Annotated in this window: 8 protein-coding genes; 1 reads left to right on the top strand and 7 read right to left on the bottom strand. The window is 45.1% G+C overall.

Translation table 11 applies throughout. From position 1 onward, the window contains the following. Nucleotides 1–37: 37 nt before the first annotated feature. The 3 genes from QT994_RS05230 to QT994_RS05240 all read right to left on the bottom strand — a co-directional run bounded on the left by QT994_RS05230 (nt 38) and on the right by QT994_RS05240 (nt 7,973). On the bottom strand, nt 38–2,002 hold the full coding sequence (locus QT994_RS05230; RefSeq protein WP_333172308.1) for an ABC transporter ATP-binding protein/permease: 1,965 nt from the start codon (nt 2,000–2,002) through the stop codon (nt 38–40). Between the two features lie 228 nt (nt 2,003–2,230). Further along, nucleotides 2,231–3,070: a DUF1361 domain-containing protein gene (locus QT994_RS05235; protein WP_333172310.1), complete on the bottom strand. Its 840-nt coding sequence runs from the start codon at nt 3,068–3,070 to the stop codon at nt 2,231–2,233. Nucleotides 3,071–3,317: 247 nt separating this feature from the next. Then, the gene (locus tag QT994_RS05240; protein ID WP_333172312.1) at nt 3,318–7,973 is read right to left on the bottom strand and encodes a PAS domain S-box protein; all 4,656 of its coding nucleotides are present in this window, start codon (nt 7,971–7,973) and stop codon (nt 3,318–3,320) included. 516 nt (nt 7,974–8,489) lie between these two features. Here QT994_RS05240 and QT994_RS05245 point away from each other — a divergent pair. Next, the gene (locus QT994_RS05245; protein WP_333106075.1) at nt 8,490–9,857 is read left to right on the top strand and encodes a TldD/PmbA family protein; all 1,368 of its coding nucleotides are present in this window, start codon (nt 8,490–8,492) and stop codon (nt 9,855–9,857) included. A 362-nt stretch (nt 9,858–10,219) separates the two neighbouring features. Here QT994_RS05245 and QT994_RS05250 read toward each other — a convergent pair whose 3' ends face one another. The 4 genes from QT994_RS05250 to QT994_RS05265 form a co-directional block, all read right to left on the bottom strand. Next, complete coding sequence (locus QT994_RS05250; RefSeq protein ID WP_445243872.1) at nt 10,220–11,611, bottom strand: ATP-binding protein; 1,392 nt, start codon at nt 11,609–11,611, stop codon at nt 10,220–10,222. A gap of 157 nt (nt 11,612–11,768) precedes the next feature. Then, entirely contained in the window at nt 11,769–13,106 is a 1,338-nt protein-coding gene (locus QT994_RS05255; RefSeq protein ID WP_333172314.1) for a response regulator, read from the bottom strand. A gap of 152 nt (nt 13,107–13,258) precedes the next feature. Further along, nucleotides 13,259–13,630 carry a response regulator gene (locus QT994_RS05260; protein ID WP_333047325.1) on the bottom strand — a complete coding sequence of 124 codons (372 nt, stop codon included), beginning with the start codon at nt 13,628–13,630 and terminating at the stop codon, nt 13,259–13,261. Between the two features lie 22 nt (nt 13,631–13,652). After that, complete coding sequence (locus QT994_RS05265) at nt 13,653–16,571, bottom strand: ATP-binding protein (protein WP_333172316.1); 2,919 nt, start codon at nt 16,569–16,571, stop codon at nt 13,653–13,655. Nucleotides 16,572–16,621: the final 50 nt, after the last annotated feature.

Consider the following 16,621-nt stretch of genomic DNA (forward strand, 5'->3'; position numbering starts at 1 on the left):
ACCGGGTAAATTTACCATTTTTGAAAGCAGCCCTGTATCAGCCAAAAACCTTCGTACTAGCGCTGTATTCTTCCGGCGAAAGCAGTTGCCAACTTCCATCGCCCAAAAGTTCCAAAACCTGCTGGTGATATTTCACTAAACTCACTCGGTGGCCGACACTCACAAACATAGTTTTAGTGGCTTGCAACTGCTGGTATAAATGTTGCTCGTTCTTCAAATCCAAAGCACTTGTCGCCTCATCCAAAATAGCGTATCTCGGTTCCGTCAATAACAATCTAGCAAAAGCTAAACGTTGCTGTTCTCCCAGCGACAAAATCTCACCCCAATCTAAATCCGCATCAAAACCGCCCAATCGGTCTGGCAAATCTGCTAAGTTTACTGATGCTAAAATGCGGCGCAATTTTTCCTCATCAACCTCGCTGCTGGTATTGGGATACAAAAGTTGCGATCGCAAACTACCCAAAATCATATAAGGACGCTGCGGCAAAAACAGCATTTCCCCCAATTCCGGCCGCGCCAAACGGCCCGTTCCCGAGTCCCACAAACCCGCTATAGCCCGCAGCAAAGAACTCTTCCCAGCACCGCTTTGACCGACAATTAACAGTCCTTCCCCTGGCGACACCGCTACCGACAAGTCCCTAATCAAAGTCTTTTGATGCTTCGGAGTATCTAAAGTAACGTGTTCCAGTGTCAATTGCGAACTTATAACTGTATCGATTGTTCTGAAGTCTAGTTGTACAGCACTTTTTTCATTTTTTATAGACTCATTAAACGTGGCCAAACGATTAATTCCCGCTGCAAATAAACTCAAGCTTTCAATACTATATACAACCAAAGAAAATGCTTCTGAAGCCTGACGAAAAGCAAATTCAGCTTGAGTAATATCGCCGTACTTTATCTGACCAGCAAAGTAGATAGAAGCCAGGAATAAAGAGGGAATAATATAAGTTGCATATCTATAGCCAACTCTAAAATATCCCAGATTTCGCTGCCAACCAATTAGGAAATTAAAGTTCCGAACTGCTGCCAAAAATCGTTTTTTTACCTGAACAGATTCCTGTGCTTCTCCCCGGTAAAAAGCAATTGATTCTGCATTGTCCCGAATGTGAATCAATCCATAGCGAAAGTCCGCCTCTTTGGAGAGCTGATTGAAGTTCAAAAATATCAACTTTTGGCCAAAAAATATCATGACTGTCGTGCCAAAGACAGCATAAATAATTAGTCCGAGCGAAAGACCTTTGGAAATAGACCACAGAATGCCTGTAAAAGAAATAATATCGATAACTGCCCCCAATATGAGCAGCAAAAACTCTAAACTTGTGCTAGTGAAAGATTTGATATCTTCAGCAATCCGCTGGTCGGGATTGTCGATTTCCTTCTGAGAATTGATTTCGTAATAAGCGCGGTTTTGAAAATAACTACCTAGGAAACTATCAGTCATCCACTCTCGCCAGTACAATCCCAGTTTATCTTGGGTATACCCGTAAATAACAACTATCGGGGTACCGACAATAAAAACTCCAGCATAAACCCACATAAACCGCCAAAAAGTAATCTGATCTTTTTCAGCCAGCGCTGTCGTGAAAAAATTACTAATATAGCTAATGACTACGTTAATTCCGCTAACAGACAGCGACAAAAATAGCAGCAGAGCTAACATTATCCACTGCTTCCAGCGCGGTATCAACTTGCTTCTAAAAAAGACAAAAGCAGCCAGCGGGAGGATGAGCATTAAACCAACGATCGCAATTGTCGGTGAGTAGATAATTCCTCTGATCAAAGTAGCTAAGCCAGCCGCAACCCCGTTAAAAGCCTCTGGAAAAAAGAGTTGAGTACCCAAACTGACAACACTGACAGCCACAAACATAGCAGCGAACAGAAATATCAACAACAGCGCCACTAATCCTAAAAAAATTCTGCCGCCTCCAGGCTCTAAAGGATAAAAGTAAGGTTGGGCGATCGCAATAAATCTCTGCCACAACTGACGGTCAAATCGATTCATCTTTGCTGTTTACAAAACTACTTTCACTGTTCTAACATATCAAGTCTTGTGACAAACGGCCGCCGTAATTTATTTCGGAGTTTGGCGAAAAAATTTGTCTCACCCACAGACGGAAACTTGTTTTCCGAGCTAACTGGTGGAGACAAAAAATGGGGGAGCTTAGTTCAAGCTCTTAGATTCATCAGTTGAATCAATTCTTTAATCTCAAATCTCCAATCTCAAATCGCTCTAGCTGGAAGAAGTTGCGCTATCGCCGGCTAAGTCCGACTGCAATTCGCTCCTGTAAAATCGCTGGCTAATTCCTAAAATTACTTGTTTCATTAACCAATATAAAACAGCAATTACTACAAAAGTTACAGCCATTACTAAAACCGGACGCTTGCCTATCAAATCGTTCATTACGGTGTTAACCAGCACATCGGGGTTAGTCAGAATATCCCAACTGTTGAAGCGGATAAATCGCCCTAAATAAATGCCGATCGCCGAAAGTGCGTGTATAGTCATCTCGGTTGCCAGGATAAATCTACTCAAACCCTGTTGCTTCAAATAGTAACCCAAATTCATCACCGACAGAACGTAAGCCCCAAACCCCGCCAGCATAAACACCAGATACTGCGGGATCAAAGCTAGAGCCACAATCCACACCGAGTTCCCCTCTTTAATCTGCTCAATCAGATGAATGATATCAGTTAAAACGTAGGGCGCATTGGGCAAAAATGCGATAAACCAGAAAAAAGCGCCCCACCACCGGAGAGAGCGAACTCCACGCTGCCGCAGTACCCAGATGTCTAAAGCCATCAGTGCCAGCGTAATCGCGATCGCCCCCAAAACGTAAGTTTTGCCCACATCTTGCACAATGTGCTTCAGATAGGACAAAACATGGCGCGTACTGGGCAAAAAAGTAGCGCCTAGTAGAATGCCCGTACCCCACAGCAGCCAGCGCGATCGAGGTTTGCGGAACAGCCAAAAACTCAGGCCCAGCGGTACTAAAGCCAAAAACAAATTCCAAGACATCCAGCGGACATTGTGTCCCATTGCTTGCAGCGCTTCCAGGATTAATCCCATCATGTCAATTTTTATACAATTAAAGGTTTGATGCAGCACCGCTTCATTCGCAGCTTGCGTCTATTTTAGTCTTTAAGTTGTAGGTGAGTCAGCTTATCGCTGCGCGCCTAAAAATCAAGAACTGGGGACGCATAATACCACTGTGGAGTCAATCTCAAATCTCAACTCTCAAATCGACTGACGCATCCTACCACTGTGGAGTCAATCTCAAATCTCAACTCTCAACTCTCAAATCGACTGGTGTACCCTACTATTTATACACTTTGTTGATCGGAATCTCAATCTTAAAAGTTGTTCCGTATCCTATGGACGAAATACAGTCAATCTTGCCCTTGTGCTTTTCCACCACAATCGAGTGCGCGATAGACATTCCCAACCCCGTACCTTTCCCCACAGCTTTCGTAGTAAAAAACGGGTTAAAAATTCGATCCAGTATTCCCTGCGGAATGCCCGTACCGTTGTCCGAAATTTCTACCCTAACAGTGTTCTGGAGGGTTACACCCGTGGAAATAGCAATCCGTCCACTCTTGGTCTCTGATTGTGGAATTGATAACTTTTGATATTTTTCTTCAATAGCATCAATTCCATTAGCAATAATATTCATAAACACCTGATTCAGTTGGCTCGCATAGCACTCCACCAGCGGCAGTTTCCCAAACTCCTTAATTACTTCAATTTCCGGGCGGCTATCGTGACTCTTCAAGCGGTGCTGCAAAATTAACAACGTGCTTTCAATTCCCGCATGAATATCGACCGGCTTCATTGCCGATTCGTCCAGCCGCGAGAAATTTCTGAGGGACAACACAATTTGTCGGATGCGATCGGTTCCTACCTGCATCGAACCCACAACTTTTCTTAAATCCTCTGCCATGAAGTCCAAATCAATCTCTTGAATGCGATCGATAATTTTTGAATTAGGATTGGGATACTCCTGTTCGTAAAGAGTCACCAGATCAAGCAACTGTTTTGTATACTGGTTGAGATAATCAATGTTAGCGTAAATGAAGTTAACGGGATTATTAATTTCGTGAGCGATGCCTGCCACTAATTGCCCCAAAGAAGACATTTTTTCAGTTTGAATAAGCTGAGTTTGAGTAGAGCGCAATTCCAGCAGCGCTGACTCTAAATCTCGAGCTTTTTCTCTTTCTCGCGCCTCGCTTTGTCGCAGTGCTTCCTCTGCTTGCTTGCTAGTCGTAATATCCTGGGAAACTCCAATTATTACCTTCGCCTGACCATCCGAATTCCTACTAAAAATAGTATCCCGACTTTGCAGCCACAAAATTTGACCGTCTGCTGCCCGCACCCGGTACTCAATTTCCCTAGTTTCGCCATCTTCCATTCCTGCAAAGCTGGCCTGATGTTTCACGATTTTAGGCAAATCTTCCGGGTGTATTAACTGAGGCATCAGTGACGAATCCATCGCTGTAATTTCGTCGCTGGTATAGCCCAAAAGCGTGAACATAGAAGTATTAGTGTAGATATTTCGCTGTTCTTCCAAGTCGTAGAGATACAAAATACCGGGAGTAGCATCGGCTACTTTTTTAATGAACTGCTGGCTTTCTTGCAACGCTAACTCAGCTTGCTTGCGATCGGTAACATCAACTGCGATTCCGTCCCAAATAATATCGCCGTTTTCTTTAGCTTCAGGACGCGAAATTATCTGAAACCATCGAATTTTACCGGAAGGTAGCACGAACCGTCCTTCCCAGTGCCAAGGTTGCAAAGTTTGGGCTGAAATAGCAACGGATTCGTCATGATTTTGGCGGTCATCGGAATGAATTAAATCTGTTATTAAAGCCGCATTTTGCAGAACATCTTCGGGTTCTCGTTCAAACATTTCTCGGCAAGCCGGACTAATGTAAGGGAAACTGAAAGAGCTATCTGTACGCAATACAAATTGATAAATTACTCCCGGCACATTACCCGACAGCTTTTGGAATTTTGCCTCGCTTTCCCGCAGTGCTTCCTCTGCTTGTTTGCGCTCCGTAATGTCAGTAATTGAACCAACCATGCGGACGGCTTTTCCAGATGCGTCCCACAAAGCTTGTCCCCGACTCAATATCCATTTGTAGGCGCTGTTGTAGCACCACAAGCGGTATTCGGTGATGTAATGCGGCGTTTTTCTATCCAAGTGTTCTTGAAAGAGTTGCTGATTAATAGCCAAATCATCTGGATGTAAACTCGTATTCCATTTGTTATTGTAATCGCTAATGTCACTATCTTCGTAACCAGTGATTTCCTTAAAGCGCTCGGACACAAAAAGTTCCCCTGTTTGTAAGTCCCAATCCCAAATGCCATCGTTGTTGCCTTTGAGCGCTAACTGCCAGCGTTCTTCAGTTTGCATCAATTGAGAAGTTCTCTGTTTGACTCTGCTTTCTAGTTCGAGATTGAGCTGTTTGAGACTTTCTTCTGCCTGGTTGCGTTCGATCGCAATTCCTGCTAAGTTTATGATCGCCTCTATCAATTGCAGCTCAAAAAAATGGGGGTGGCGCGGTTGGGAATAATACATTCCAAAAGTTCCCAAAACTTGACCCTGAGATGAGAAAATAGGAGTAGACAAGCAAGCTCTCAGTCCAGAACTCAAGGCTAAATCTCGAAAATTTTTCCACAAAGGATCGCTGGCAATATCTGTAACGATCACCTGTTGGCGACTAAAGGCAGCAGTGCCGCAGGAACCGACATCCGGGCCGATGGCTATGCCATGAATAGCAGCATTGTAACTGTCGGGCAAACTGGGCGCGGCTCCCTGTAGTAAATGTTGGCCATCTGGAGCTAGAAGCAATATCGAACCGAGGACATCTCTAGATTGCTGCTCGATAATTTGAACTAAAGTATTTAAAGTATCGCCCAGAGGAGCGCCCTTAGCAATCATTTCTAAAATTTGTTTTTGACCGGTCAACCAACTTTCAGCTTGCTTGCGCTCCGTAATGTTGCGGGCTACCCACAGAACGGTGTTTTCTTTCAGTGGCGAAATGGTAGCCGCAAACCACGTTTGTACGCTGGCAATTTCCAGGTTATATTCACAAGTACAGGTTTGATTGGTACCAAGGGCGGTGCGAATTTTATCCTGAAAAATATCTGCAATTTCTGGCTCGAATAATTCGCTGATTTTTTTGCCGACAAGTTCTGCCGGCGGTTTGTATAAAAGTCCGGGATTTGTCGGGGCAATTTTCAGGTAGCGTCCCTCAATATCAATCACCAAAATTACGTCGTTCATGGCAGCGAACAAAGCTCGAAGTTCCGATTCAGAAGCTTGGAGGGCGATTTCAGCTTGTTTGCGATCGCTAATGTCGCGCCCCACTCCTTGACACTCAATCAAGCTGCCCGTACTGTCAAAAATCGCCCGATTCGTCCACTGCTGCCAGCGAGTTTCCCCTGTTTCGAGAACGACGCGGTGTTCACAGGTAACGACGGGGTTTTCTAGGCTTAGAGAACTGAAACTGCGGCTGATAATTTCTCGGTCTTCTGCCGGCATCAAGGGCATAAAAGTATGGCCCTCCAAATCCGATCGCGATTTATTGAAATAGCGGCAGTAGGCATCGTTGACAAAAGTCAAAACTCCGCTCGGCAAGAAACGGCAAATCAGTTCGGTTTGGTCTTCAATAATTGCCCGATAGCGAGATTCGCTCTCAAGCAGCGCGACTTCTGCTAAAACGCGATCGCTAATATCCGTCCCGATACAAAGCACTCCTGCCAAATTTCCCTTCGCATCTAGTAAAGGTTTATTTGTCCACGCTATCCACACCCTTTCTCCATTGCTGCGGATGTTTTCATTTTCGTTTTGCAAGTATTTTTCCGGCTGTGCCAAACAGTCTCGAATTATTGCCGCGAGGTCACTTTCTGATAAATCTGTTTTCGGTATAATTGTGCCGATCGCACTTTTGCCAATGATTTCCGCTTCTGAATACCCGAAAAAAGTTTCAGCACACTCGTTAAAAAAAGTAATCTTGCCTTCACTGTCTAACTGCACAATCATGCTGTTAGCATTCTCAACTAATTGCCGATACTTAACTTCGCTGGAACGCAGTTTCGCACGCCCGTACACCCCGCTAAAAACCGCCACCCCGCTCAAAAGTGCCAGCAAGCCACCTCCAAAAAGCAGCCAGCCCCGAAACGGCGAATTCGCAGGCCATCCCCCCGCCGGAATTGCTGCCAACTGCCAGGAACCGTTGGGCAAAGTGACTTCCAGCAGCACGGGATTGTGCTGAAACATTGACCCGTCGCCGAAAAAGACTGCGCCGGATGCTCCCTTCCCGTCTTTGCCCCGCAGAGAGTAGTGCAGCTTCGCTGAGGAGTCCTTGAGTCCTGCTTCCTCCATCAGGGAATTTTTGTCGATGATCAGACCTGTCAAGCCCCAGTAAACTCCTGTTTCGGGATCGGTGCCGGAGGGTGTGAGAAAAATCGGCGATCGACTGATGAACGTCTCGTCCCCCTCCAATAATTTCACGGGTCCAGCAACCAAAGTTTTTCTGGTGTGCATGACTTCTTTGACCATTTGCCGGTGTTCGGGTAGCGCCGTCAAGTCAACCCCGATCGCCGATTCATTTCCGTCCCGCGGATAAATGTAAGCGACCGTCGTGCCTTTAACTAAAGTTATGGCGCGAATGCCCGGTTGCTGTGCCACCAGAATTCTCGCCGTCGCTGCAAACTCGGCTTCGGTGATATTTGGGTTGTTGGAAAGGTAAGCCACAAAACCCCGCATCAGAAATAGCCGGGAATTTAAAGAGCCTTCTAGCTTAGAACGGACTGTGCTGAGCCGATCGAGGGTGCTAGCGCGGTTGTATTGAAAAAACCGCCGCTGTTCCGATCGATCTAAAATGCCAACTCCGACCAAAATTGCTATTGATGCCGAAATAGCTGCTAAATACGGTGAAATTTGGAATTTTTTAACCTTAAAGTAATCCATCTGCCGGGGGTTAAGGTATTTTTTTTACATCTTTAGATAGATTTAGTTTAGTTTGATTTCTCTCGGCAAAGGCAAGCTTTCGGGGATACCGGGCTTTTGGCAAGCGGGCGCGAGTTTGTTGTGTTCTAGGAGGCCCGTCGAACGTCGGCGATCTGTAAGCCTCTAATCATCAATTCTCTGGAAAAAGTTTTAAATCTACAATCGACTGACCGAAAGTAAGGTGGTCATAAGCCCCCGGATTCATTCCTTCGCAGACTCAGGACAGAGACTTTAAAAAGCTTTGCATCCTTCCTAAAAAGCCCCCGGACTCCTTCCTTCGCAGGCTCACGACGGGATCAATCTAAAATCTAAAATCTAAAATCTAAAATTGGTTGACTCGCTTGCTCGGGTAGGGTGCGCGCTCCCCCACCGATGTGGTGCGGGAGCGCGCACCCGAAAGACGGGAGTTATTAGCTAAAATAGGTTTAGCAATAATTTTTTTCAGCGCTACGGCTAATCATTCATAGGGGCAATTTGATGCAAGAACAGTTGATGGAAGCGATCGCCCCTTACCGCGATCGCGTAGATTATCTAGAAGTTCGCCTCGAACAAAGCGAGTCAACTGCGATTAGTTTTCGCGGCCCTCAGTTAGATGCTGTCAACCGCAGTTTTAGTCTCGCCGGCGGCATCCGCGCCTGTCACAAAGGCGGCTGGAGTTTTGTAACTTTTAACGGTTTAGATGAGTTAAAAGACCGCATTGAAGAAGCTGTAGTGCAGTCTCGTTTGGTTGGCAGTGAAAAAACTCTACTAGCAGATGTCACCCCAATTCAAGATTATGTAGCGGTGGAATTGGGCCGCGACCCGCGCTCTATTACTTTAGCCGAAAAGCGGAAATTGCTCGAATCTTACAATCAGTTGCTGTTAGATTATGACCCGCGAATTCAGACGACAATGGCCGGTTACAGCGACAGATTTGGGATTACTTATTTTGTGAATTCTCAAGGTACTTGCATCGCTCAAGAGCGCTTGGACGTGACCGGGCGTTTCGGGGCGATCGCCCGCGGCGAGGGTGGTGTCGTCCGCCAAGGGTTTGAGTCGATTCACTCGCGATCGGATTACGATGTCTTGACAAATATTGAAGATCGTGTTAAGAGTGCGGCCGTTCGAGCTGTGGGCCAACTAGAGGCAAAATCGGTGAAAGGCGGTCAGTATCCCGTGATTTTAGACCCTTATTTGTCGGGGGTGTTTATTCACGAAGCTTTCGGGCATTTGTCGGAAGCAGACGGCATTTACGAAAACCCGAAAATGCAGGAATTGTTGACTTTGGGCAAGCCTGTGGCGATCGAACAATTAAATGTAATTGACGACGCAACTGTGCCGGGATTGCCGGGAACTTTGAAATATGACGACGAAGGCGTGCCGGCTCAGTGCAAGCATTTAATTAAAAATGGAGTTTTAGCGGCTCGGATGCACAATCGCGAGACTGCGGGCAAAATGGGCGAAAGTCCGACGGGAAATGCCCGAGCTCTGAGCGCTACTTTTATGCCTTTGGTGCGGATGACTAATACTGCGATCGAGTCTGGCGAACATTCTTTTGACGAAATGGTTGCGGACATTGACGAAGGAGTTTATGCAGTGCGGATGTTGGGAGGACAAACCAACGGCGAAATGTTTACCTTTGCGGCGGCTCAAGGGTTTATGATTCGGGACGGCAAATTGGCTGAACCGGTGAGCGATGTCACTTTAAGCGGCAATGTATTTCAGACTTTAAAGGATATTGAGTCGATAGGAAACGACTCGGTTTATGCTTACGGCGGTTGCGGTAAAGGCGGGCAGAGCGGTTTGCCCGTAAGTGTCGGGGGCCCCCATTTGCGGATTAAAAATGTCGTCGTCGGAGGAAGATAATCATTAGTCATTAGTCATTAGTCATTAATTATTAGTTCAAAACTTACGCAACTGGCAGATGGTGAAGGCGTGCTCGCGCCCTCACGCCTCACCATCTGCCAGTCCCTCCCGGACACTGACAAGTTGACAAACCACTCAAAATCTACCATTGAGGGCTTCAGCGAGGTCGTTCGGTGTTTGGGAGACTTCAGAAATTACACAGAAATTGAGGAAGTGCGATCGCGATTATAGACTTTAAGTAGTTGTGCAGAATTAATTACACAATATTTCTACTGAAACCCTTGCCTAGCAAGGAGTCTTTATGTAATTAATTTTGTGTGGTTACTTAGCAGACTTTCCCCTGCTTTTTTGTTTAATTCCCCTTAACTCGCCTTCATCTCTACCCGATTATTCTGCCTAACAGGAATCTCAATCACAAATTCTGCACCTTGATCTGGCTGCGACAAACACTTCAAATCTCCGCCGTGCTTCTCCACCACAATCTGATAGCTGATAGATAATCCCAAGCCCGTGCCATCACCCACAGGCTTAGTTGTGAAGAAAGGATTAAACAGCCGATTTATTACATCACTCGTCATCCCCGGCCCATTATCTTTAAAACTGATTCTTACCCAATCGCAATTCAGCATAGAAGTACGAATCGTAATCGTCCTAGGCTGGTTTTTCATTTGCTTCTGGCTGCGTTCTTTATCACAGTGATTCAACGCATAAATGGCATTGCTCAGGAAATTCATAAATACCTGATTCAACTGACCAGCATAACATTCAATTTGTGGCAAATCTCCGTATTCTTGAATAACTTGAATAGACGGACAATTCGACCTAGCCTTGAGTTGACTCTGCAAAATCACTAGAGTGCTATCGATGCCCTCGTGAATATTAACGGGTTTCATCTCCGCTTCCTCTAGGCGCGAGAAGTTCCGCAACGTCAGCACAATGTTACGGATACGTTCTGTCCCCAATTTCATCGAATCCAGCATTTTAGGCAGATCCTCTTTGATAAAATCCAGCTCTATTTTCTCACTTAAAAATTCGATTTCCGGGTGATTATGGGCATCGTGCTGCTCGTAAAGGTTGATTAAATCTAATAGCTTCTGACTATACTCATTGACATAAGTTAAATTGCCATAGATAAAATTAACCGGATTATTAATTTCGTGGGCAACACCAGCAACTAACTCTCCTAAGCTAGACATTTTTTCAGTCTGAATAAGCTGAGATTGGGTGCGCTGTAAATTTTGCAGTGCCAGTTCTAGTTGGATGGCTTTTTCTCGCTCTCGCGCTTCCGATTGCCGCAATTTATCCTCTCTTTCTTGGCGGGAGCGCTCGTTTTCCTTGAGCTGTTGCACATGGCATAAAGTTTTGTTAATAGTAATTTCTAAATCCTGAAAATTTATAGGCTTAATCAAAAAGTCAAAGGCCCCGCCATTCATCGCCTTTCGGATATTTCCCAAGTCGCCATAGGCAGATATAACTACTGTTTTGACCATAGTAACTAGCTCGTTAAGTTTCGCTAGCAAAGCCATGCCATCCATGACCGGCATATTAATATCTGTCAGGATAATATCTATATCCGGCTGCTCTCGCAACGTTGACAGCGCTTCTACGCCATTGTGTGCAAAAAAAACTTGATATTCTCCTGTTCGGATCTTTTGTCTAAATTTCTGGCAAATTAAAAATTCTAAATCAGGCTCGTCATCCACAAATAATATTTTTGCGGACATATTGGGAGCTATTTCGGTCGTAGGCAACATTTTGTTGACCTCCTTGATTGATATTCACTTATTCTGAGTAACATTTATATACTTTTAAATTCAATTATACATTATTTCAGGAGGAATGAAAAGGCTGATTTCTGCAAGGGTAAACCGGATAGCTGGAATAGCTTTGAGTTTGGTAAAAGTCGATTGATTAGCTAAGGTGGAGTGTCGCCCTCGTTTGTCTGATTGGAATTTCAATCCAGAACTCTGCTCCCTGCCCCACCTCCGAAAAACAGTTCAATGCGCCCCCATGCTTGTCCTGTATAATTTGGTAGCTGATATAGAGGCCCAAACCAGTACCCTCACCTACAGCCTTAGTCGTAAAAAATGGTTCAAAAATACGGTCTTTCACGTCTGCCGTTATTCCCACCCCATTGTCCCGAATTTGAATGACGACACGGGATTTTTCCTCTAGCAGAAAAGTGCGAATAGTAATTGCGAGCGGGCAAGCGAGGATGTCATCTAGCGATCGTTGTTTGTGGTACTCATTTAAAGCATCAATCGAATTAGAAATAATGTTGATAAACACCTGGTTGAGTTCTCCAGCATAGCATTCCACTAAAGGCAGATTGCTGTACTCCTCAATCACTTGAATCTCTGGACGCGCTGCCCTTGCTTGAAATCGATTATGCAAAATCAGCAGGCTGCTTTTTATTCCCTCGTGAATGTCAACAGACTTTATATTAGCTTCATCCAGCCTTGAGAAGTTACGCAAAGACAAAACAATCTTCTGAATGCGGTCAACACCCCCTTTCATCGAAACCAAAATTTTGGGTAAATCTGCTATCAGAAATTCCAAATCTATGGCTTCCATTTCAGTTTGAATCTCAGAAGTGGGAGGAGTATACTGCTGCTGATAGAGATGCAGCAGGTTCAGTAAGTCTTGGATATAATCACTGACGTGGCTAATATTGCCGTAGATAAAGTTGACGGGGTTGTTGATTTCATGGGCAATCCCCGCAACCACTTGACCCAAAGAAGACATTTTTGCGGTCTGAATCAGTTTAGCTTGGGTCTTTTTTAGGTCTTGCAGACAGTGCTGTAAATGCTGAGCTTGTTCTCTAGCCCAAGCTTCAGATTGCCGCAAGCGCTGGTTTTCTTTTAACTGTTGCACCTCGCGCAGCGTTTTGTTGATGGTAATTTCTAGATCCTGAAAATCTATCGGCTTGGTTAGAAAGTCAAAGGCACCGAAGTTCATAGCCTTTCTTATATTTGTCATGTCGCCATAGGCTGATACAACTACTGTTTTGAGTGGGAGGTCTATCTGATTAAGTTTAGAGAGTAAAGTCAGGCCATCCATTTCAGGCATATTAATGTCGGTCACTATCATATCTAGATCCGGGTGCTCTTCCAATTTTTCCAGCGCTTGTACGCCATTATGGGCGAAAAAAAGCTGCCATTTTTCGGCGCGTATTTTTTTTCTAAATCTCTGAGAAACTAGAGATTCTAAATCTCGTTCATCATCCACGAACAGTATTTTTGCTGACATATTAATTGTTCAGTGACTATTAAAATTCATAAAAATTTAGCGCTCCAGAAGGACAGAAGGAAAATGCAATCGAGAAATTTTAACTCGACTGAGGTACTGCTTTCACTTAGCAATTACCCCTTACAAATTACTAAATATGTTTCCTTGTGAATTTACTCCAAGTTAAGTATTTTATTTTTGAGTGTATCAAAATTAACAGGCTTAGTAATATAGTCATCAGCTCCATAAGCTATTGCGGTTTTGTAATTTTTCTCATCTCCATAAGCCGTAATCATAAAAACTTTTAAATCGGGAAACTTTTCTTTGAGAATCCTGAGCAGTTCGAGCCCATTCATTCCTGGCATATTAATATCCGATAAAATCAAGACAATAGACGCTTCATCCTGGTTTTCTAAGTAGTTCAAAGCTGCCTCTGCGGACAGACAAAAATGAAATTGAATTTGCCCTGCTTTGATTTCTTTCCTAAATTTCTGCTTGAACAGTGACTGGATATCTTCCTCGTCGTCTACCACCATTACTTTCATTTTTTTAACTCCTTAACTGAGACTATTTTTTGGGCGGCAATATGATGATAAACTCTGTGTATTTTCCTACTTCTGTTTCGACTTTTAGTTCTCCTCGATGTTGCTGGACGATAATATCCTGACTGATAGAAAGACCTAGACCAGTACCTTCGGCTGGTGGCTTTGTAGTAAAAAACGGATTGAAAATTTTATCGAGTACCTCGGGTTTTATACCTGAGCCATTATCGCGAATGCGGATTTCAATCGCGGCACCAAGATTTCGAGTTCTCACGTCAAGCCGCGGTGAAAATTCCGCTCCCATTTGTTGTTTCTTTTTATAGGCTGCATAACAAGCATTGCTAATAATGTTAAGAAAAACCCTGCCGATGTCTTGTGGCACCACGTTGACTTTGCCAATATCATTGTCGTAGTCGGTTTCTATGGTAATGTTAAAAGCAGATTCCTTGGCTCGCATCCCGTGATAGGCTAGATTGATATATTCAGCCAATAAACTATTTATATCTGTGGCTTCCCACTGGCCGCTTTGTCCTCTTGAATGCAAAAGCATATTACCAACGATTTTGTCGGCTCTTTGACCGTGTTGATTGATCTTTTTAAGGTTGGCTTTAAGATCGGTTAACAACTCGGCAATATCCTCACTGGTTTCGGGATCTAAACGTTCTGCTTGATTTTTAATTTTTTCAAACAGTTCTTCGGTTAATTCAGCAGAAAGTTCAGAGAAATTGTTGACAAAGTTTAAGGGGTTTCTGATTTCGTGGGCAATCCCTGCGGTTAAACTTCCTAGAGAAGCTAGTTTTTCTTGGACAACAATCTGATTTTGCATAGCTCTGAGATTTTCTTCTATCTCTTGGCGCTCTTCAATCTCATGCTGCAATTGCTGCACAGTATGGGTGAGTTCAGATGTACGATTCTCAACTTTGATTTCTAGTTCCTCATTAGCTTTTTCTAGAGATTCTTGGGCTTGCTTGCGATCGCTGATGTCGCGCAGAATCACCACATATTCTTGCATACCTTGATTTGAAAGCGAAGCATTTTGAGAAAATCGGTCAGAGATGGCAACTTCCAGGATACGCGAGTCGCGATTGGGTAGGTTAAGAGCTTGTTCGCTGCGACTGGGCCACTGATCGGGTTCAAAAGCTAATCCGGGCAGTAGTTTGTTCAGGTGATGCCCTAAGATCCCAGTGGTGTCGATTCCGAAAACGCTTTCAGCAGCGGGATTAGTCTGACGAATCACTCCGGTTTCATCGAGCACCACGATCGCATCTAGGGCAATGGTAAAGAGTTGTTCTGCTCCCTCTCGTGCTTCATTCATGGAGACGACTTGGGGTAAGCTCGTCCAGCAGGCAACTGCCACTCCGACAAAGCCTACGGTTATTACCAGAACAATCAAAAGATTATCGGCAGCATCACCTGGAAGTCCATCTAACGTGGCTCTAATCACCCAGGCGATCGCAGCAGTGCTACAGATTAGAAAGATCAGGATGCCTACCTGAAGCGCCACAAAATCTTTAGTTATCCTGTAGGACTGACCTCGATAAAGCTTAATCCACCACCCAGGATGGAAGGGGGGAAATGCAATGCGACGTATCGCAGCATCCCCTACCAAAATAGCGATCGGCAAAAGCAGTCCGATCAGCAGGTCTTGCCAGTTCCAAGCCAAGCCCCCAACAATCAGGATAACTGATTCTACCAGGAAAAAGACTCCCGACCACCAAGGCCATAGCACTTCTGGCCTATCCCGACGCAGCCATAGCCCTAAATGGACTGTCATATAGGCGGTCAGGAAGGCAGTAGCGGACACCATTACTAAACGCGCTATATCTCCCCACGCTAGACAGATCAGACTGAGCAAGAAAGTCAGCAACAGGGCTGGGCCGAGTACACCGCGTGGGGAGACAACACCGAATACTGGCGATAGGTGTCCGTCTAAGGCAAGTTGGTACAAAACACGGGGAGAGTTGGAAACCGCTGTGGCGGAACTTAGGAGGCAGCCCGCGACGATCAAAAGCGTCACCATAAATGAGCCCCCCGGCCCCCAAAAGAGTTTAGCTGCGGCTAATAGGTTTAAGAAGGTGTCGTCTTGTAATCCAGGTTCTGTTGCCAAGCGCATCAGTACCCAGGAACCAGCCAGATAGGGAACAGGAATCAGCCAAGCCGCAAAGCTCAGAAACCGCAACGTCTCCCCAGGTCGTTGGCTATCAGCTACAAATGAGGCAGAACTTTCACAGGCATAAGCAGCGTAGACGGCGAAAAAGTACCATTTTGCCCATTCAACAAAGGAAAAGCTAGGCCAACTGTCGGGAAAAAAGCCGGGACTAGCCGGGGATAGTAATAACCAGCCGATGCCTTGAGTGCAAAAAACAAACAGGAATCCCGCAGCGGGTAGAATGAAACATAAATGCAGGATACTTAAGGCGCGGGTGCCACTAAACGCCACAATAAAGGCGAGTACCGTAAAGCCAATTTTGAGGGGTATCTCAGGACATGAAATCCCTAATGGTTTCAGGTTGGCTTCAATCAGGGCTGTGACGATTAGGGCGTTGATCGTTGTCACCGCTAACCAACTAAAAAAGTATCCAATCGCCCCATACCTAGCTAACCAGGGATAATTGTTCAGCAGCCGCGCTGTGTAGTTGGGCGTTCCTCCTGCCATCTCTGGCCACTTCCTGCCCAAGCTTTGCATCTGAAAGTTCAGCAGCATCGCCACGATTGTTGCTGGCAACCAGACGAAGATAGCTTGAGGCCCTAGAGCGGCGTGTATGGCGGGTGCAGCACTAATCCATAGCAGATGACCCGTAAGGCCAAACCCCCAAGTTTCGAGGGTCGTTAGGGTTGGCTGAAGGCGCATGAGCGATCGCCTATTAAGATTTTCTGTTGGAGAAGGCTGAGTTGGTTCTGAATGGTAGCCGTTTGCTGGCTGGTGTCGGATGTCTGTCGCCATTAATTTTACCTAATTACATTTTATTTTTGACTTCTGATTTAAGCTAATTT

Origin of the sequence: Microcoleus sp. S13_B4 (assembly GCF_036700885.1) — a bacterium.
GTDB lineage: Bacteria > Cyanobacteriota > Cyanobacteriia > Cyanobacteriales > Microcoleaceae > Microcoleus.